Origin of the sequence: Agrobacterium sp. M50-1, assembly GCF_049843495.1 — a bacterium.
GTDB lineage: Bacteria > Pseudomonadota > Alphaproteobacteria > Rhizobiales > Rhizobiaceae > Agrobacterium > Agrobacterium radiobacter.
This window is the reverse complement of record NZ_JBBHZH010000007.1, coordinates 192352-210362: the sequence shown is the minus strand read 5'-3', so window position 1 is coordinate 210362 and position 18011 is coordinate 192352. Positions and strand designations below refer to the sequence as shown.

At 61.5% G+C, this 18011-nt stretch carries 16 protein-coding genes and 1 pseudogene; 8 read left to right on the top strand and 9 right to left on the bottom strand.

Annotated features, from left to right (window positions below):
* Positions 1-18: 18 nt before the first annotated feature.
* The 5 genes and pseudogenes from WDZ78_RS17840 (at position 19) to WDZ78_RS17820 (ending at position 5279) form a co-directional block, all read left to right on the top strand.
* Positions 19-1365 (top strand): cbb3-type cytochrome c oxidase subunit I, encoded by a 1347-nt coding sequence (locus tag WDZ78_RS17840; protein ID WP_425673774.1) that lies wholly within the window; start codon positions 19-21, stop codon positions 1363-1365.
* 66 nt (positions 1366-1431) lie between these two features.
* On the top strand, positions 1432-2244 hold the full coding sequence (locus WDZ78_RS17835) for a CbbQ/NirQ/NorQ/GpvN family protein (RefSeq protein ID WP_031233464.1): 813 nt from the start codon (positions 1432-1434) through the stop codon (positions 2242-2244).
* Positions 2245-2316: 72 nt separating this feature from the next.
* Entirely contained in the window at positions 2317-4215 is a 1899-nt protein-coding gene (locus tag WDZ78_RS17830; protein ID WP_425673773.1) for a nitric oxide reductase activation protein NorD, read from the top strand.
* A gap of 146 nt (positions 4216-4361) precedes the next feature.
* Positions 4362-4664: pseudogene (locus tag WDZ78_RS17825) on the top strand (DUF2249 domain-containing protein); the annotation flags it as partial.
* An 81-nt stretch (positions 4665-4745) separates the two neighbouring features.
* On the top strand, positions 4746-5279 hold the full coding sequence (locus WDZ78_RS17820) for a DUF2249 domain-containing protein (RefSeq protein WP_425673772.1): 534 nt from the start codon (positions 4746-4748) through the stop codon (positions 5277-5279).
* 82 nt (positions 5280-5361) lie between these two features.
* Here the strand turns inward: WDZ78_RS17820 and WDZ78_RS17815 are convergent, their stop codons facing one another.
* A complete protein-coding gene (locus tag WDZ78_RS17815) occupies positions 5362-6594 on the bottom strand; it encodes an NnrS family protein (RefSeq protein ID WP_425673771.1) in 1233 nt (410 codons plus the stop codon).
* A 236-nt stretch (positions 6595-6830) separates the two neighbouring features.
* Here WDZ78_RS17815 and nirK point away from each other — a divergent pair, with 236 nt between their 5' ends.
* The 3 genes from nirK to WDZ78_RS17800 all read left to right on the top strand — a co-directional run bounded on the left by nirK (position 6831) and on the right by WDZ78_RS17800 (position 9851).
* Positions 6831-7973 carry a copper-containing nitrite reductase gene (gene nirK / locus WDZ78_RS17810; protein WP_425673822.1) on the top strand — a complete coding sequence of 381 codons (1143 nt, stop codon included), beginning with the start codon at positions 6831-6833 and terminating at the stop codon, positions 7971-7973.
* A 109-nt stretch (positions 7974-8082) separates the two neighbouring features.
* Complete coding sequence (locus WDZ78_RS17805; RefSeq protein ID WP_425673770.1) at positions 8083-9000, top strand: SUMF1/EgtB/PvdO family nonheme iron enzyme; 918 nt, start codon at positions 8083-8085, stop codon at positions 8998-9000.
* Positions 9001-9149: 149 nt separating this feature from the next.
* Positions 9150-9851 carry a Crp/Fnr family transcriptional regulator gene (locus WDZ78_RS17800; RefSeq protein WP_020010304.1) on the top strand — a complete coding sequence of 234 codons (702 nt, stop codon included), beginning with the start codon at positions 9150-9152 and terminating at the stop codon, positions 9849-9851.
* A 58-nt stretch (positions 9852-9909) separates the two neighbouring features.
* Here WDZ78_RS17800 and WDZ78_RS17795 read toward each other — a convergent pair whose 3' ends face one another.
* The 8 genes from WDZ78_RS17795 to WDZ78_RS17760 all read right to left on the bottom strand — a co-directional run bounded on the left by WDZ78_RS17795 (position 9910) and on the right by WDZ78_RS17760 (position 18011).
* Positions 9910-10305: a c-type cytochrome gene (locus WDZ78_RS17795; RefSeq protein ID WP_425673821.1), complete on the bottom strand. Its 396-nt coding sequence runs from the start codon at positions 10303-10305 to the stop codon at positions 9910-9912.
* Between the two features lie 69 nt (positions 10306-10374).
* Positions 10375-10935, bottom strand: a complete 561-nt coding sequence (locus WDZ78_RS17790; protein ID WP_425673769.1) for a gluconate 2-dehydrogenase subunit 3 family protein — start codon at positions 10933-10935, stop codon at positions 10375-10377.
* Entirely contained in the window at positions 10935-12620 is a 1686-nt protein-coding gene (locus tag WDZ78_RS17785) for a GMC oxidoreductase (RefSeq protein ID WP_425673768.1), read from the bottom strand. The genes WDZ78_RS17790 and WDZ78_RS17785 overlap by 1 nt, the downstream gene beginning before the upstream one ends.
* Before the next feature lie 148 nt (positions 12621-12768).
* Positions 12769-13623 (bottom strand): sugar phosphate isomerase/epimerase family protein, encoded by an 855-nt coding sequence (locus tag WDZ78_RS17780; RefSeq protein WP_425673767.1) that lies wholly within the window; start codon positions 13621-13623, stop codon positions 12769-12771.
* Positions 13624-13747: 124 nt separating this feature from the next.
* Complete coding sequence (locus tag WDZ78_RS17775) at positions 13748-14917, bottom strand: Gfo/Idh/MocA family protein (protein WP_425673766.1); 1170 nt, start codon at positions 14915-14917, stop codon at positions 13748-13750.
* Between the two features lie 11 nt (positions 14918-14928).
* Positions 14929-15978, bottom strand: a complete 1050-nt coding sequence (locus WDZ78_RS17770) for a sugar phosphate isomerase/epimerase family protein (protein ID WP_020010298.1) — start codon at positions 15976-15978, stop codon at positions 14929-14931.
* Between the two features lie 38 nt (positions 15979-16016).
* Positions 16017-17039, bottom strand: a complete 1023-nt coding sequence (locus tag WDZ78_RS17765; RefSeq protein ID WP_425673765.1) for a LacI family DNA-binding transcriptional regulator — start codon at positions 17037-17039, stop codon at positions 16017-16019.
* A gap of 3 nt (positions 17040-17042) precedes the next feature.
* Complete coding sequence (locus tag WDZ78_RS17760) at positions 17043-18011, bottom strand: ABC transporter permease (protein ID WP_174054780.1); 969 nt, start codon at positions 18009-18011, stop codon at positions 17043-17045.

Genomic DNA, 18011 nt, shown 5'->3' with positions numbered 1-18011 from the left:
CGGCAAGGAAATGACGAGATGAAATACCAGACACAAAAAGTCGCCATGCTGTATTTTTACGGCGCAATCGGGCTGTTCGTGGCGCAGATCCTGTTCGGCGTCGTCGCCGCCACGATCTACGTGCTGCCCAATACGCTTTCCGAGCTTCTGCCCTTCAACATCGTGCGCATGATCCACACCAACGCCCTTGTGGTGTGGCTGCTGATGGGCTTCATGGGCTCGACCTTCTACCTGTTGCCGGAAGAGACGGAAACGGAGCTTTACAGCCCGAAACTCGCCGTCGCGCAGTTCTGGATCTTTCTGGTGGCCGCAGCCGTTGCGGTGGTCGGATATATGTTCCGCATCCATGAAGGCCGCGAATTCCTCGAGCAGCCCTTCGCCATCAAGGTCGGCATCGTCCTCGTCGTCCTGATGTTCCTGTTCAACATCACCATGACGGCGCTGAAGGGCCGCAAGACCACTGTTATCAACATCCTGCTCTTCGGTCTCTGGGGTCTGGCTATCTTCTTCCTCTTCGCCTTCTACAATCCCATGAACCTGGCGCTCGACAAGATGTACTGGTGGTACGTCATCCATCTTTGGGTGGAAGGCGTGTGGGAACTGATCATGGCCTCGATCCTCGCCTTCCTGATGATCAAGCTCAACGGCATCGACCGCGAAGTGGTGGAAAAATGGCTCTATGTCATCGTCGGCCTTGCCCTCTTCTCGGGCATCCTCGGCACCGGACACCACTATTACTGGATCGGCGCGCCCGGTTACTGGCAATGGATCGGCTCGCTCTTCTCGACGCTGGAAGTGGCCCCCTTCTTCACCATGGTCATCTTCACCTTCGTCATGACCTGGAAGGCCGGCCGCAAGCATGAGAACCGCGCGGCATTGCTCTGGTCGATCGGCTGCTCGGTCATGGCCTTCTTCGGCGCCGGCGTCTGGGGCTTCCTGCACACGCTGTCGTCGGTGAATTACTATAGCCACGGCACGCAGCTCACCGCCGCCCACGGGCACCTCGCCTTCTTCGGCGCCTATGTGATGCTGAACCTCGCCATGATGGCCTATGCCGTGCCGGAAATGCGAAAGCGCGCGCCTTACAATCAGTGGCTTTCGATGACGAGCTTCTGGGTGATGTGCACGGCCATGTCGGTGATGACCTTCGCGCTGACCTTTGCCGGCGTGGTGCAGATCCAGCTGCAGCGCGTCATGGGCGAAAGCTTCATGGATGTGCAGGACCATCTGGCGATCTTCTACTGGATCCGCCTCGGCTCGGGTTTCGCGGTTCTCATTTCGGCGGCCATGTTCATCTGGGCAATCCTGGTCCCGGGCAAAGAAAAACAGGGTGGCGTTGCCCGCCTCGTGCAGCCCGCCGAATGAGAAAACGGACCGGCTCTCCTTTTCCCCCGGAGAGCCGGTTCCTTACCATCAAACATGGAGATGACCATGAACACCCTCTTCCGCCCGACGCCGCCGCCCCTGCCGGATGCCCCCTTCTACACGCCGCTCGGCAATGAATGCGTGCTGTTCGAAAGCGCCTGGGTGCGGCAATTGCCGCTTCTGCTGAAAGGCCCGACAGGCTGCGGCAAAACCCGTTTCGTCAGCCATATGGCGGCGAAACTCGGCCTGCCGCTTTCGACAGTTTCATGCCACGACGACCTTGCCGCCGCCGACCTGACCGGCCGTTATCTGCTGAAAGGCGGTGAAACCGTGTGGATGGACGGCCCGCTGACACGCTCTGTGCGCCAGGGCGGCATATGTTACCTCGACGAGATCGTCGAGGCGCGCAAGGATGTGGCCGTCGTGCTGCATCCGCTTACCGACGACCGCCGCATCCTGCCGCTGGAGCGCACCGGCGAGGTTCTGGAAGCGCCCTCCGGCTTCATGCTCGTCGTGTCCTACAATCCCGGCTACCAGAACCTTCTGAAAAGCCTGAAGCCCAGCACCCGCCAGCGTTTCGTCGCCATCGAATTCGATTTCCTGCCGAAGGAGCAGGAGATTGCCGTCGTTTCGCATGAAAGCGGGCTGGATGCGCGCGATGTCGAGCCGCTCGTCGATCTCGCCCACCGGCTGCGCGGCCTGAAGGGTCACGATCTGGAAGAAGGCGTCTCCACCCGCCTGCTCGTCTATTGCGCCAGCCTCATCGATACCGGCCTTCCCGCCCGGCAGGCCGTGCGCGCGGCGATGATCGAGCCGCTGACCGACGAGCCTGACGTAAAGGCAGCGCTGCATGAAGTCGCGGATGCGATCATCCGATAGGGCGCATTTATATCCATCTCGGAGTGCGCGGCGAGGCCCGCGCATTCCGGCTCGATGCCATGAGGATAAACCATGCTGGACTTTCTGGAACTGGAAGAAACCGTCGGCCGCGCCTGGCACAGGCTGATCGGCGAAACCGGCACATGGCTGCGCTTTCCGGATCATGCCGTGAAGCTGGAGGATATGCAGGCCGTGCTGGCCATCTGTTTCCGCGGTTTTGGCGGTGAACATGCGGTGCAGATCGCCCCGGCCCGCGCCCGCACCTCCACGCACCGGCTGAGGCTTCGCCAACGCATGGGCCTTGGCGAAGAAAAGTTGGCCCAGCCCGGCCGTGATCATGCCACGCTGATGCTGCCGCCGGTGCTCGATCTGTTTCCCGACCGCCGCCTCAACCGCGATCTTTATCTCTGGCTCGCTGCCGCCATGGCGCTGATGCCGCTTCAACCGGTCGTGGCCGCCGACCCGCTGCGCAACGATCTTGTCCGGCTCGACCGCGCCGCAGAACTGGCGGAAGCCGTCATCCATGCCTTCCCCGGAATGAAGACCCGTTATCGCCGGCTTTGCGCCGCCCTGCTCGCGGTGCGCCAGAAGCGGCCGCTGCCGCAGGCCGAGCAGCAGGTGGAACAACGGGTGCTCTCCATGCTGGCGGAAGCGGCGGGGATCGAGGGCCATACACCGCCCGCCGGCTTCCCGGCCAAGGCGCCGCCGCGCTACCTGCCCATGCTGCCGGTTCCGCTCTGGCCGGACACGCTGCTGCGCGAAACCTCCGAGGCGCGGCGGGGCGAAGACCAGCCGGCGGCGAGCGCCGCGCCGCAGGGGGCGGAAGCGGCCCGCCATATCGCCGTGCGAGAAAAGGCGGAGAACCGGCAGACCGAGCGAAGCCCCTTCATCCTCAACCGTTTCGAAAAAATCCTTGCCATGGCCGAGATGGTCAATGTCGACCGTCCCGGTGACGACAGCGACGATGCCGACGGCAGTGCGGCCGACGAGTTGGACGACATGACGTTGGGAGAAAGAAAGGGACGGCCTTCCGCCCGCTTCCGCTTCGATCTCGACCTGCCGCCCGAAGCGCTGGATCATACGCCGCTGACGGCGGAACTGACCTATCCGGAATGGGATTATCGCAGTGGCACCTACCTCGCCGACCATTGCCGGGTCATCGCCTCCCCTGCGAAGGGTGCTGAGACGGCGCCGGAACCCGACCCGGACACCAGGAGCCTTATCCGCCGGGTCAGGCGGCAGTTCGAGGTACTCAGGCCACGTCACGAAATGCTGCGAGCCCAGCTTGACGGCAACGATCTCGATCTTGACGCGGTGGTGCGCGCCAGAAGCGACATCGCCGCCGGCGGACAGGGCAGCGACCGCATTCATATTGCAAGCCGCCCGCAGGCGCATGATCTCGCTGTGACGATCCTCGTCGACGTGTCGCTGTCGACCGACGCCTGGTTCGACAATCGCCGAGTGCTTGCTGTGGAGAAGGAAGCGCTGCTGGTGCTTGCCCACGGGCTTTCCGCCTGCGGCGACAACCACTCGATCCTGACCTTCACCTCACGCCGCCGCTCTTGGGTGCGAGTGGAGACGGTGAAGGATTTCGATGAGCCGATGGGCCACGCTGTCGAGCGTCGCATTGCGGCGCTGAAGCCCGGCTTCTACACCCGCATCGGCCCCGCCATCCGCCATGCCAGCGCCAAGCTGCATGAAAGACCGGAGCGCCGCAAGCTGCTTCTGTTGCTGACGGATGGCAAGCCGAATGATGTCGATCATTATGAAGGTCGCTTCGCCATCGAGGACAGCCGCCGCGCCGTTTCCGAGGCAAGGCGCTCGGGCGTCAGCGTCTTCGGGGTGACTGTCGACAGCAAGGCGCAATCCTATATTCCGGCCATGTTCGGCCAGAACGGCTATGCCATCGTCAGCAGGATAGCGAAGCTGCCATCGGCGCTGCCGGCAATCTATCGCAGCCTTGCCGGCTGAAGCCTGTCGCGCAAACGGACCTGACGAATCTCAGGTTTATTTGCGCGGCGACAATGTCTCCCAACCACACGGCGGATAGGTTTTTCCAGTCCGCCGGCCGGCCGCACCGCCGGACATAGTTTCATCCGCGGCCGTGGAGCCAACCTATGTCCGAAGCCCAAACTGCAACCAATATCGATGTGCGCATCATTCCGCACCGCGAACGCCATCCGCGCATTTTCGGCGCGCTTAGCGCATTGGCTCAAGGGCAATCGCTGCAGATCACCAGCGATCATGATCCCCGTCCGCTGCTTTACCAGCTTGCCACCAATTTCCCCGGTGAATTCGGCTGGGAGTATCTCGAACAGGGTCCTGAAGTCTGGCGTCTCGATATCGGCCGGCTGGAAGAACAGGCCGAAGGCTCCGAGGACGATATGTCCGGCTGCGAATGCTGCTGCGGATCCGAGCATCGACCCCAGCGCCTGCGGCATGGTGAAAAGCCCTCTGGCGGACGGCTCGTGCCGCCGCCAGCCGACTAACGAGGTGAAGCAATGACGGAAATGATCAGGGAACTCGATGTCCGGCCGCTTTTGCAGAGCGGCGGCGAGCCCTTTCCGGCAATCATGGAAGCCGTGGCCGGGCTTGCGCCGGGTGAGGCGCTGCGATTATTGGCCACCTTCCGGCCCGTTCCGCTGTTCAAGGTGATGGCCGAGCGCGGTTTTAACCATCAGGTCCGGGAAATCGGCGGCGGCGACTGGGAAGTACTGTTTACGCCGCAATCCAGTGAAGCCGAGCAGATTTCCGTTTCACCGGCGCTTGCGGGCAACGCCGAGGAGCCGCAGATATGGCCCGACCCCATCACCTATCTCGATCTCAGCGACGAGGCGACCGGGGGTCAGACGAGCCGTACGCTTGCCGCACTTGATCGTCTTCCCCCGGGCGCCGTGATCTTCGTGCTGATGCCGCAGGAACCGACCTTCCTCTACCCGGAGCTTCTGGCCCGGGGCCATCAATGGGCCGGCAATTTCGACGAGGCGCGCACGGCGTTTCGCATCTTCATCCGCGCCGGGGCCGGTGCACATTAAACCATCGGGTATCCTCGATAACGAAACGCCCCGGAAATTGCTTCCGGGGCGTTTCGTTTTGGCGGTTTAGCAACGAACCCGACTACGCTTTCAGCGGTTTGCGCTCACGCATCAGGATCGGCCCGTATTCGACGCAGAAGAGACCGAAACCGACGATCCAGAGAAGCGCCGAGCAGGCGTAAAGATGCATCATCGCGCCCGGGAAGAACTCGGCTGCCGGTCTCAAGAGCGCGCAGGCGATCAGAGATACATAAGCTGCGATGGTGACCCTGCTGGCCGCAAGCTTGCGTCCGGTGTGGCCAAGGCTTGCTCTCGTCATGACCGCAAGCATCATGCAGCCGATGACGCCGACGGTGAAGACATGCAGGACGGAGCGCGTATCCATGACATCGAGAGCCGCCAGCGCAATGGCGATGAAACCGGCGGGGATGAAGGCATAGGCCACATGCAGCACCACCAGCACCTGCTCAGGCCAGGTCGTCCAGCCGCGCCAGCGGATCAGACGCACGGCGTGCATGAAAGCTGCCAGAAGCGCCGTGGGCACGGCCACCATGCTCTCGGGCTCTATCGTCCAGACGGCCAGCGCCGCAATGCCGGTGAGGATGGCGGCGGTGTCGAAGCCGTTATAGGGCACGGGGAAATCCGTGCGGCCGAAACGGTTCAGCCAGTTGCGGGTGAAACTCGGCACGATGCGGCCACCGACGATGATGACGAGGACGGTATAGGCCGAGACCGCAAGGCGGGTCGCCATCTGGCTGTGATCGCCGCCAATCGCCGCCACATGGAAAATGATATTGGCGGCGGAGAGCGCCAGCAGCCCGCCCAGCACTTTGAGGTCTTTCCATTTGCGCCCGGCAATGACTTCGCGCGCGCAGATCGTGAGAAGCGCCGGCAGGAAAAGCCCGTCCACGGCTGCAGCGGTGACCACGCCCACTTGATCCGGCACAAGCAGCAAAAGCCGGCCCGCGCACCAGAGCGCAAACAGCCAGACCAGCGGTTTGCCCGACACGGGCAGCCGCCCGGTCCAGTTCGGCACAGCCGTCAGTAGAAAGCCGGCCAGCACCGCCGAAGCGAAACCGAACAGCATCTCATGGGCATGCCAGTTCGGCGCACCGTAATCTCCGCCGATGTCGACAAGGCCGGAAAGGGCTGCGATCCACAACACCATCGCCACGATGGCCCAGATGGCGCCGCCGAGGAAAAATGGCCGAAAGCCATAAGAAAAGATAACCGGGCCGGTGCGCGCCAGCCCTCTTGGAATGCCGCCCTTTGGCCGGCTGCGCCCTTCGGTGAGAACGGTTTCGCTGCCACTCATTATAATGCTCCTTGCTTGGTCTTGACATATGTCTAGACCCAAGCCCGTCCGGCTTCTTTGCGAACAGGCAAAGAGGAGGTGCGACGCCTCCGCATGAAGCCGTAACCGCCTGCCAAAATGTCGCAGGTGGCCCGACGCGCAGTTTGCTCCATCTCAAATTGTATTTCCGCCCCTCCGCTACAAATGCTCTGACAGAGCGAAACATGCTCTGCCCTAAGAGGGACAGGAGAAATATGATGACGGAAACCTTCCACATCACACGGCGTAATATTCTCGCAGGCGCAGCATTTGCAGGGGCTATAGCTCCCGTCATCATGCCATCGGCAGCGAGCGCGGCAGAGGAAAAGAAGGCCGCAGCCAAGCCATTGACGAGCGCGGAGATTGCAGCGCTACCTCGCGTAAAGGTTGATCTCGTCAAGCCGCCCTTCGTGCACGCCCACACGCAGAAAGCCGAAGGCGGACCGAAGATCGTCGAGTTCACCTTGACGATCAAGGAACAGAAAATGGTCCTCGACGACAAGGGCACCGAGGTCCATGCCATGACCTTCAACGGTTCGGTTCCCGGGCCTCTGATGGTGGTGCATCAGGACGACTATGTCGAACTGACCCTCATCAACCCCGACACCAACGAGCTGCAGCACAATATCGATTTCCACTCGGCCACCGGCGCGCTCGGCGGCGGCGGGCTCACCATCGTCAACCCCGGTGAAAAGGCGATCCTGCGCTTCAAGGCCACCAAGGCCGGCGTTTTCGTCTATCACTGCGCACCTCCCGGCATGGTGCCGTGGCACGTCACCTCGGGCATGAACGGCGCGATCATGGTGCTGCCGCGCGAGGGCCTGACGGATGGCCACGGCAAGGAGCTTGTTTATGACAAGGTCTATTATGTCGGCGAGCAGGACTTCTACATTCCCCGCGACGAGAACGGCAATTTCAAGAAATATGAAAGCGCCGGCGACGCCATGGCCGATACGCTGGAGGTGATGCGCAAGCTGACGCCGAGCCACATCGTCTTCAACGGTGCAGTCGGCGCCCTGACGGGGGAACACGCCCTTCAGGCCGCCGTTGGCGAAAAGGTGCTAATCGTCCATTCGCAGGCAAACCGCGACACCCGCCCGCACCTCATCGGCGGCCACGGCGATTATGTCTGGGCGACGGGCAAATTCCGCAACCCGCCGGATCTCGACCAGGAAACCTGGTTCATTCCCGGCGGCACGGCGGGCGCGGCCTTTTATACCTTCGAGCAGCCCGGCATCTACGCCTATGTCAACCACAACCTCATTGAAGCCTTCGAACTGGGTGCAGCCGCCCATTTCAAGGTGACTGGTGAGTGGAACAACAGCCTGATGCAGGCCGTGCTCGCTCCGTCGAGCATATAACGCCCGGAAGCGCGCCGCCGCCAACAGAGTGCGGCGCGCTTTCTTTCTGCTCTCTGCGGCCTGAAGGCAGGCCCGAACTTTGGCGTTCCCGCAACGCAGGCAGGTTTCCATGGGCATTCCCGGCAACAGCCATTTCCCAAATGCCGTCTCGCTTCTTTTGCCGCTCTCGCTTGCCACACTGCTGGCGACGGTGATCGGTTTCCAGTCCGGGATCATCCACGGTAGCTCCGATCAGCGCACGGCCATGACCCAGCCGCAGGTCGTTACCGTACCTGCTGGCAGTTTCACCTACCGGGCGGAAGGCGAATATTTCCGCAATGGTTATGCCGTCGATGGACCGATGGTCGACGTAACGATGCGGCAAAACCTCACAATCACGAAATATCAGGTGTCGAGCGCGGATTATGCGCGCTGCGTCGCCGAAGGCGGCTGCCAGCAGCCGGAACCCGGCTTTGCCGCTCCGGTCGACGGCGAGATACCGGCAACCGGCATCAGCCAGGATGACGCCCGCGCCTACGCCGCATGGCTGAGCGAGCGGACAGGCGTCACCTGGCGCCTACCGAACGATACGGAACTGGCCTTTGCCGCCGGCTCGCTTTTTCCGGACGAGACGCTTGGCGTAGCTGCCGATAGTGAAAACCCCGCTTTGCGCTGGCTGGCGGATTATGAGCGGCAGACCAGCCGCAAGGCCTCGGGCAATCCCGTTCCGCAATCCTATGGCAGCTTCGGCGAAAACGAATATGGCCTTGCCGATTTCGGCGGCAATGTCTGGGAATGGACCTCGAGCTGCAGCCGGCGTGTGACGCTTGGTAATGATGGCGAAATGCTGGATACCGTCGCCTCATGCGGTATTCCCGTCGCTTCGGGAAAACACCGTGCGGCGATGAGCGCCTTCGTCAAAAACCCGAAAAGCGGTGGCTGCGCCGTCGGCGTACCGCCTGATAATCTCGGTTTCCGGCTCGTGAAGGATACGCGCTGGTATGCGCCGCTTCTCGAAAAGCTTCGCGCAGCCGCCCTGATTTCTTGATAATCATCAATTAAAACAATTAGTTGATTCATATCATTTGATCTTCTTCCACCGGTGATAGTGCTGTATTGTGAAGATACAGAAGAGGCCGACACCCGGGTGCCCATGGCGGGAACCGTGGCGGCGGCCGACCACCGGAGAGGGTTCAAGTGAAGATTGACCGAAGCGTCATCCGGTCGCTGGCCTTGTTTGCCAAGATGGCCGACGATGAGCTGGACGGACTGCTGACCCACGCCACATCCCGGCTCGTGTCGGCGGGCGAAGCCATTTTCGAGCAGGGCCGGCCGGCCACGCATTTCTTCCTGCTCATCCACGGCCGCCTGAAGGTAACGCAAGTGACCCATGACGGTCAGCAGATCATCGTGCGCGTGGTGCACCCCGGCGATCTCTTCGGTTTCGCAAGGGCGCTGCAGCGGGCCGATTATCCCGGTACCGCAACGACGGCTGCCGAAAGCGTGATCCTGTCCTGGCAAACCGATCTCTGGCCGCAATTCGTCGAGCAGAACCCGCATCTTGCCGTCTCAGCCATGCAGACAATCGGCCAGCGTCTCGAGGAAGCCCATACGCGCATCCGCGAAATGTCGACGCAGGAAGTGGAGCGCCGGGTGGCCCATGCCGTGCTGCGCCTTTCGCAGCAGGCGGGACGCAAGGAGCTGGACGGCATCCGCATCGACTTTCCGATTTCGCGTCAGGATATCGCCGAAATGACCGGCACGACGCTGCACACCGTTTCCCGCATCCTCAGCAGTTGGGAGAGCAAGGGGCTGGTGCAGGGCGGGCGGCAGAAGCTTCTGGTCTGCAATCTGCCGGGCCTCGCCCAGCTGGCGGAAGGCGAAGTGAGCCAAGTGTAACGCGCAGGCGCCTGACCTTCGCCAGAAGCTTTACTTCTACCGCGTAGCTGCACTGCTCTCACTCAGCCGGTTTCGAAGCCGCGCTTTCGATATAGGCGATGAGATTGTCCAGATCTTCCGGCTTGCTGATGCCGGCCAGCGCCATCTTGTTGCCGGGTATTTTCTTCTTGGGCGCGCTCAGGAAATCCCGCAATTCTTCCGGTGTCCAGACAAGGCCGTCCTCGCCCGCTTTTTTCATCGCAGCCGAATAAGTATAGTCAGACACGCCGCCTGCCGCACGGCCGATGATGCCGTTAAGCTGTGGGCCGACCCTGTTTTTTGCGCCCTCGCCTATGGCGTGACAGGCGGAACAGCGCTTGAAAACCGCCTCCCCCTTGGCAACATCGCCCTCCGAAAGAGCGGGAACGGTGCTTGCGGTCAGCATAGCCGCCGCGATGATGAGTGTCTTGCGCATCATGTCATCCTTGTCTTGCCGTATGAATGCGGCCCGCGCGCAAATGCGGACGGGCCAACAGTTCTCTCTTCAGGTCGTGCCCCAGGCAGGCGTTCCCTTCTTGTAGGGAACGCGGTCTTCGAAACCACCGGGGATTTCGTCGTAGACGAGAACTTCCGTGGCGCCGATCTTCGAGGTGAAGAAGCCGAGCAGCGTCAGCTGCTTGACCAGCGTGAAGGCGTGCGGCTTCGCCGGCGTCTGTTCAGCCTTGGCCTGCCTGTCCAGCGCGGAAAGCAGCGCCTGCCGCTCTCCTGCCGTCAGTTCCAGAAAGGCCTTTTTGTGTTCGGCCTGACTGCGCTTCTCGATGTCGGAAATTGCCGAAAGGAACAGCGTCCGCTGCTCCTCGGTGTAGCAATCGGCCGCATAGACGGCCATGAAGGCACCCACTTCAGCATCCTTCGCACCGGGCGTGGAAGTGCGGGGAATGATGGTCTCCGCCACTTCGTCCAGAAAGCGGATTTCCTCCGGTGTAAAGACATGGCCAGCGCCGGCAGGCTTGGCAGCATTTTCCGCGGCCGTCAGGACATCCGCGCCGATCAGCGGAAGGCCGGTGGCAATGGCTATCAGTTTCAGCAGTTCGCGTCTGTTCATCACAGGTTCCCCTTCTTGCGTTCGGAAACGGCAAATTCGGCGGCACGCGCCGTCAGCGCCATGTAGGTCAAAGACGGGTTGACGCAGGAAGCCGAGGTCATGCAGGCACCATCAGTCACAAAGACGTTCTGTGCATCCCAGACCTGGTTGTTGCCGTTGAGGACGGAGGTTTTCGGGTCACGCCCCATACGGGCCGTTCCCATTTCGTGAATGCCCATGCCGGGTGCATAGTTGCCCCTGGAGGGTTTGACGTTCTTGATGCCGACCGCCTCGAACATCTCGACGGCGTCATTGACCATGTCTTCGCGCATGTCGAGTTCGTTCTGCTTCATCTCGACATTCATGGAGAGGACCGGCAGGCCCCATTTGTCCTTCTTCTCATGATCGAGCTTCACGCGGTTCTCATGGTAGGGCAGCATTTCGCCGAAAGCGGTCATGCCGATGGTCCAGCCGCCCGGCTCGGTCAGCGCTTCCTTGTAATCGGCTCCGATATTGAGCTCGGCGATTTCCCGTTCCCAGCGCGAACGGCTGGCCGAGCCCTGATAGCCGAAACCGCGCAGATATTTACGCTTGTCGTCGCCGGTATTGCGGAAACGCGGAATGTAGAAACCTGCCGGACGGCGGCCCTTGAAGTAGAAGTCCTCGAAGCCTTCCACCTGGCCGGTCGCGCCCATGCGGAAATGGTGGTCCATCACGTTGTGGCCGAGTTCGCCGGAGCTGCTGCCGAGGCCGCCTTCCCAGACATCGGTGGCCGAATTCATCAGCACCCATGTCGAGTTCAGCGTCGAGGCGTTGAGGAAGATGATGTCGGCGGTGTATTCATAGGTCAGGTTGGTTTCTGCATCGATGATCTCGACGCCGCGAGCCTTCTTCTTGTCCTTGTCGTAGAGGATTTCCTTGACGATGGAAAAAGGCCGCAAAGTGAGATTGCCGGTGGCGACCGCCGCAGGCAGGGTCGATGCCTGCGTGCTGAAATAGCCGCCGAAGGGACAGCCCAGCCGACACTTGTTGCGGAACTGGCAGCGTGTGCGCTCCTGATCGGGAAGTTCCTGGGTGATGTTGGCGCAGCGCGAATTGATGAGGTGGCGCGTGCCCTTGAACTCTTTCTTCAGCCGGCTGGCCACATCCTGCTCGACGAAATTGAGCGGAATAGGTGGCAGGAATTCGCCATCAGGGAGAATATCCAGCCCTTCGCGACTGCCGGAAATACCGGCGAAGCGCTCGACATAGTCATACCAGGGGGAAACATCCTCATAACGGATCGGCCAGTCGACGGCGATGCCTTCTTTCGCATTGGCCTCGAAATCGGTCTGCGACCAGCGATAGGTCTGGCGTCCCCAGAGCAGCGAGCGGCCGCCGACGTGATAACCGCGGAACCAGTCGAAGCGCTTTTCCTCGACATAGGGCGTTTCCTGCTCGTCGGCCCACATGCCGAGCGTCGCCTCTTCCAGCAGGTAATCGCGGCTGAGAACGGGATATTTCGCCTTCATTTCCTGCGTGGCGCGGTTGCGATGGGGGTAATCCCAGGCTTCCTTGTCGGCATTCTGATAGTCGGTGATGTGCTCGATGTTGCGGCCGCGCTCCAGCATCAGGACCTTCAGGCCCTTTTGCGTGAGTTCCTTTGCGGCCCAGCCTCCACTGATGCCTGAACCGACAACAATCGCATCATAATGATTGTTTGCCATGATAACTCCTCCGATGTGAGCTTGGAAAAAACGACAGGGCAAAGCGCTTCCCGTCGCAACGCGGCGGAAACTGGTCATGCGTCTGTCGAACCTCATGCGCCCCGGCGAACCGGCCGCCGGGGAGCGGTTCTGGTTTTACTGGCAGTGTTTACTGAATGGTCGGAAGGCGTTCATTGAGGAACGCGTTGCCCTTGGTCACGACCGCTTCGGCATCGAGCGGAAGGTCGTGCTCAAGGATGAACCATTTTGCGCCGGCCTGTTTTGCCGCCGGCAGGATCGTCTTCCAGTCGAGAGTGCCGGTGCCGAGTGTGGCGAAGCCGCGCTCGTTTTCCGCCGTTCCCGCAGGCGCATTGTCCTTGGCGTGGATGGCAAAAACCTTGCCCTTCAAGGTGCCGAGGAACTCTGCCGGATCATTGCCGCTGCGCGCCACCCAGGCGACGTCGACTTCGGCCTGCAGTTTCGGGCCTGCCGCATCGAGCAGCAGTTCAAGCGCCGTCTTGCCGTCGAACTTGACCATTTCAAAATCGTGGTTGTGATAGGCCATGGAGAGGCCTGCCGCAGACAGTTTGTCCGCATATCCGCCGAGCTCCTTGCCGAAGGCGGTCCAGCCTGCAGCATCCTTCGGGCGGTCTTCCGGCTTCAGGAAAGGCACGGTCACGACAGGATTGCCGACGGCCTTCTGCTCCGTGATGACCTCATCGAGATTACCGCGCAGCTTGTCGATCGGCACATGCGAGGAAATGACCTTGATCTTGTGCTTTTCGAGAAGCGTGTTCAGCTCGCCGGGGCTGACCTTCTGCATATCCACCGTTTCCACGGCGGAAACGCCAGCGCGGTTGAGGATGGCAAGCTGTTCTTCCAGCGTTCCGGAATTGCGCAGGGTGTACATCTGCGCCGCAATCGGCAGCGTCTTGCTGTCATCGGCAAAAACCGGATTTGTGATGCCGGCCGCCAATGCGACAACGACTGCCATGCCTGCGAATTTTGACTTGAACGTTTTCAAACGCGTAACTCCCTTTCCGTTTGATCAATGTGACGACACGCCCACCCTTCCCGGTCTCCTTGACCGGGCCGGTGCCGGGCACAACCTCCGTTGCCCCGCGTCGTCTCCTCCGATAGGCTGCGACCTAGATGTCGATTTTGACCCAGGTCGAGGTCTGGCTGGAGCGAACGGCGGCATCGATGAATGCGAGACCCGCAAGGCCGTCCTCCATGCCGGGGTAAATCACCTCCCCGGCGGCTATTTTTCCCTCCCTCTTGGCGATGATTGCGTCTGCGGCTTCGCGGTAGATCGTCGCAAAACCCTCGAGATATCCTTCCGGGTGCCCTGACGGCACGCGGCTGACGCGGCTGGCGGCGGCTCCAGCGCCCGCACCGTTGCGGGTGATCAGCCGCTTGGGCTCCCCGTAAGGTGTGAACCACAGCTCATCCGGCACCCGGTGGTGCCATTCCAGCCCGCCCTTGTCGCCATAGACCCGCAGCGACAGCGCGTTTTCATTACCGACCGCGATCTGGCTTGCCCAGAGCATGCCCTTGGCGCCGCTTTCGTAACGCAAGAGAATATTGGCGCTGTCATCCAGCTGCCGGCCCGGCACGAAGGAGGTCAGATCCGCGTAAAGGCTGCTGGGGATTTCGCCCGTGACGAAGGCGGCGGCGTTAAAGGCGTGCGTGCCGATATCGCCGATTGCCCCGCCCGCGCCGGAGCGGCTGGGGTCCGTGCGCCATTCCGCGCCCTTCGCCCCGGTCTTTTCAACCGCTTGCGTCAGCCAGTCCTGCGCATATTCGGCCTGGACGTGACGCAGCTTGCCGATGTCGCCACTGGCAATCATCTCCCGCATCTGCCGCAGCATGGCATAGCCGGTGTAATTATGCGTCAGAATGAACAGCCTGTCGGATGCCCCGACGATTTTGGCCAGTTCCTTCGCCTCCTCCAGTGTCGCGGTCACCGGCTTGTCGCAGATGACGTGAATCCCGGCCTCGAGAAAGGCCTTGGACGGGGCGAAATGAAGGTGGTTGGGGGTCACGATGGCGACCGCCTCGATTCCGTCTTCACGACCGGCCTCAACCGCCGCCATCTCCTCGAACGAGGCATAGGAGCGCTCCGGCGCGATGCCGAGCAGCGTTGCCGACGCGCTAGCACGCGCCGCATCGGAAGAAAGCGCGCCTGCCACCAGTTCGTAACGGTCATCGAGCCGGGCGGCGATGCGGTGCACTGCGCCGATAAAGGCGCCCTGACCACCGCCGACCATGCCGAGACGGATACGGCGGCTATCGAATTTTTTTGTAGCGGAGGACATGGCTATCCCTTTCAAAGTCCGAGAAGGCGACGGTTGGCGGCATCATCGACGCCGCTTTTGGCGAAATCGTCGAAAGCCCGCTCGGTCACGCGGATGATATGGTTTTCAATGAAGGCTACGCCCTCACGCGCGCCATCTTCCGGGTGTTTCAGCGCGCATTCCCATTCCAGCACCGCCCAGCCGTCGAAGTCATATTGGGTGAGCTTGGAAAACACCGCGCCGAAATCGACATGCCCGTCACCCAGCGAGCGGAAACGCCCCGGCCGGTCGACCCAGCTCTGATAACCGCCATAGACGCCCGAGCGGCCCGTCGGATTGAACTCGGCATCCTTGACGTGAAAGGCGCGGATACGCTCGTGGTAAATGTCGATGAAATCGAGATAATCCATCGCCTGCAGTACGAAATGCGAGGGATCGTAGAGGATGTTGGCGCGCGCATGATTGCCGGTGGCGTCAAGAAAACGCTCGAAGGTGACGCCGTCATGCAGATCCTCACCCGGATGCAGTTCATAGCAGAGATCGACGCCATTCTCCTCGAATGTATCGAGAATGGGTGTCCAGCGCTTGCCGAGTTCGGCAAAGGCCATTTCGACAAGACCAGCCGGACGCTGCGGCCACGGATAAACGAACGGCCATGCGAGCGCACCGGAGAAAGTCGCATGGCTTTTGAGGCCAAGATGCTGCGACGCCTTCGCCGCACACTTCAGCTGGTTGACCGCCCATTCCTGCCGCGCCACAGGGTTGCCGCGCAGTTCGGACGGTGCAAAACCGTCGAACATTTCATCATAGGCGGGGTGAACGGCCACAAGCTGGCCCTGAATATGGGTCGAAAGCTCGGTGATCTCGACACCGATCTCGGCCAGACGGCCCTTGATATCGTCGCAATAACCCTTGGAGGCGGCGGCTTTCTCGAGATCGAAGAGCTTGGGATCGGTCGGCACCTGAATACCCTTGTACCCCAGCGAAGCCGCCCATTGGCCGAGATTGTCGAGCGTGTCGAAGGGGGCTTTGTCCCCGACAAATTGCGCGAGGAAAATCGCCGGGCCTTTGATCGTCTTCATGTCCTTACACTCCTTGCATTCACAATTCCGGCTGGCCGCTACCGGTGCGGCGGGCGGCAGGGCGCGACCGAGCCGCGCACCACCAGTTCCGTATCCAGCACGATGGTTTCGGCCGTGCGTTTGCCGTTCAGCCGGTCCACCATCAGCGCCATGGCCCTGCGGCCCATTTCCTGCCGGGGCTGGCGCACCGTCGTCAGCGGCGGTTCGAAGGCATTGGCGAAGATGATGTCGTCGAAGCCGATGACCGAGACATCGGACGGAACCGACAGGCCCCTGCCCCGCAGCTCGCTGATCGCACCGATCGCCATCTGGTCGCTCGATGCGAAGATCGCGGTGAAGGCAATGCCATTTTCAAGAAGACCTGCAATCGCCTGACGGCCGGCCTCGATGCTGTAATCGCCCGTCACAACAAGTTCGTCGGCATAAGCGATACCGGCCTCGCCAAGTGCATCGCGGTAACCGTCGAAACGCTCCTGCGCGAGACTTTCCGGGACCGGGCCGGCCAGATGCACGATCCGTTCATGCCCCGCCTCTATGAGATGGCGCATGGCGTTGATGGAAGCGGCGCGGTTGTCGACCTTGACGGTCGGCAGCGCGAGGCCGGGCACCGTTTCCGACGCGATGACGATCGGCGGCAGCGCATCGCCCTGATCGAGAAGCTCGGACGGGAACTGGCCGGTCATCAGGATAAGGCCGTCGGCATGTTTCTGCCGCACCATGTCGATATGGGTCGCCACGCGGTGTTCATCGTTGCGGGCGTCACCCATCAGCACCTTGAAACCCGCTTCGCCTGCCGCCTCTTCCACGCCCTTGTAGATTTCGAGATAAAACGGGTTGCCGATATCGCGAACGAGAAGGATGACGGTGTTGTTGGATTGTCGGCGGAAGCTCGCCGCCTGCGCATTGGGAACGAAGTTCGCCTGCCGCACGGCGTCGAAAACCTTCTTTCGGGTTTCCGGGCGAACCTTGTCGGGTTGCTGCAGCGCGCGCGATACTGTCGCGATCGAAACGCCCGCGAGAGCTGCAACTTCCCTGATATTCGAACCTTGGTCTTTGCTCATCTGTCACACACGCAACTGCTTTTGGCGGCCATAAAGCAGCATCAGCGCTAGCAACGTGACACCGAATATGATCTGCCGTGCCCATACATCGAGGTTGAGCGTTATCAGTACGCTTTGCAGAATGGTGAGCGCAACTGCCCCGGCCATGGTTCCGACATATCCGCCCGCACCGCCGGCAAGCGAGGTGCCGCCGATGACGACGGCGATGATCGACGGAAGCACATATTGGTCGCCGACGGAAATGAAGGACGTGCCGGTGTAGCCGATGACGCAAACCCCGGTCAGCCCGGCAAACAGGCCGGAAAGGCCATAAAGCAGCGTGCGGATCAGGGAGACGGGCAATCCGGTGAGCGTCGCCGCTCTCTCATTCGAACCGATGGCATAGATGGCAAAGCCGAAGGCCGTGCGGCGGAGCACGAACAGCATGATAGCGGCAATGCCCAGCCAGACGAAGAGCACGCCGGGAATGCCGAAGATGAGCGGACGGTTGATGAAGCCCGCCAGCAGCGGCGCCGCCGCCCCTGATGGAACGCCCTGCGAATAGACCACCAGACCGCCCTGAATGACCGCCGTCATGCCGAGCGTCATGACCAGCGGCGGAATGCGCACGAAGGTGATACCGAGGCCGTTGATGAGGCCGATCAGGAAGGGAACGCCACCCGCAACCAGTATGGCGAGCGGTATGCCCGCATTCTGGCCGTTCATCATGTTGCCGGCAAGGACCGCGCCGAGCGAGATCATCGCACCGACGGACAGATCGATGCCTTCGCGACCGCCGAGGATGACGAGGTTCTGCCCCGCCGCGACGATGCCGAGAATGGCGGCAATCGTCAGCAGCCGCACGATCTGCGAGCCCTGTGCGAAGCCGGGTGAGAGCAATTCCCCGACAAGCAGCAGGAAGGCCGATGCGCCAATGGCAATGGTCAGGGGATCGGTGAGGAGGGTTTTGAGTTGCAAGCCGGGATTGGTCAT

Excerpts from the sequence above, each read along its gene's own strand:
- WDZ78_RS17840 (WP_425673774.1), top strand. The coding sequence starts at position 19 with ATGAAATACCAGACACAAAAAGTCGCCATGCTGTATTTTTACGGCGCA.
- WDZ78_RS17835 (WP_031233464.1), top strand. The coding sequence starts at position 1,432 with ATGAACACCCTCTTCCGCCCGACGCCGCCGCCCCTGCCGGATGCCCCC.
- WDZ78_RS17830 (WP_425673773.1), top strand. The coding sequence starts at position 2,317 with ATGCTGGACTTTCTGGAACTGGAAGAAACCGTCGGCCGCGCCTGGCAC.
- WDZ78_RS17820 (WP_425673772.1), top strand. The coding sequence starts at position 4,746 with ATGACGGAAATGATCAGGGAACTCGATGTCCGGCCGCTTTTGCAGAGC.
- WDZ78_RS17815 (WP_425673771.1), bottom strand. The coding sequence starts at position 6,594 with ATGAGTGGCAGCGAAACCGTTCTCACCGAAGGGCGCAGCCGGCCAAAG.
- nirK (WP_425673822.1), top strand. The coding sequence starts at position 6,831 with ATGACGGAAACCTTCCACATCACACGGCGTAATATTCTCGCAGGCGCA.
- WDZ78_RS17805 (WP_425673770.1), top strand. The coding sequence starts at position 8,083 with ATGGGCATTCCCGGCAACAGCCATTTCCCAAATGCCGTCTCGCTTCTT.
- WDZ78_RS17795 (WP_425673821.1), bottom strand. The coding sequence starts at position 10,305 with ATGCGCAAGACACTCATCATCGCGGCGGCTATGCTGACCGCAAGCACC.
- WDZ78_RS17790 (WP_425673769.1), bottom strand. The coding sequence starts at position 10,935 with ATGAACAGACGCGAACTGCTGAAACTGATAGCCATTGCCACCGGCCTT.
- WDZ78_RS17785 (WP_425673768.1), bottom strand. The coding sequence starts at position 12,620 with ATGGCAAACAATCATTATGATGCGATTGTTGTCGGTTCAGGCATCAGT.
- WDZ78_RS17775 (WP_425673766.1), bottom strand. The coding sequence starts at position 14,917 with ATGTCCTCCGCTACAAAAAAATTCGATAGCCGCCGTATCCGTCTCGGC.
- WDZ78_RS17770 (WP_020010298.1), bottom strand. The coding sequence starts at position 15,978 with ATGAAGACGATCAAAGGCCCGGCGATTTTCCTCGCGCAATTTGTCGGG.
- WDZ78_RS17765 (WP_425673765.1), bottom strand. The coding sequence starts at position 17,039 with ATGAGCAAAGACCAAGGTTCGAATATCAGGGAAGTTGCAGCTCTCGCG.
- WDZ78_RS17760 (WP_174054780.1), bottom strand. The coding sequence starts at position 18,011 with ATGACCAATCCCGGCTTGCAACTCAAAACCCTCCTCACCGATCCCCTG.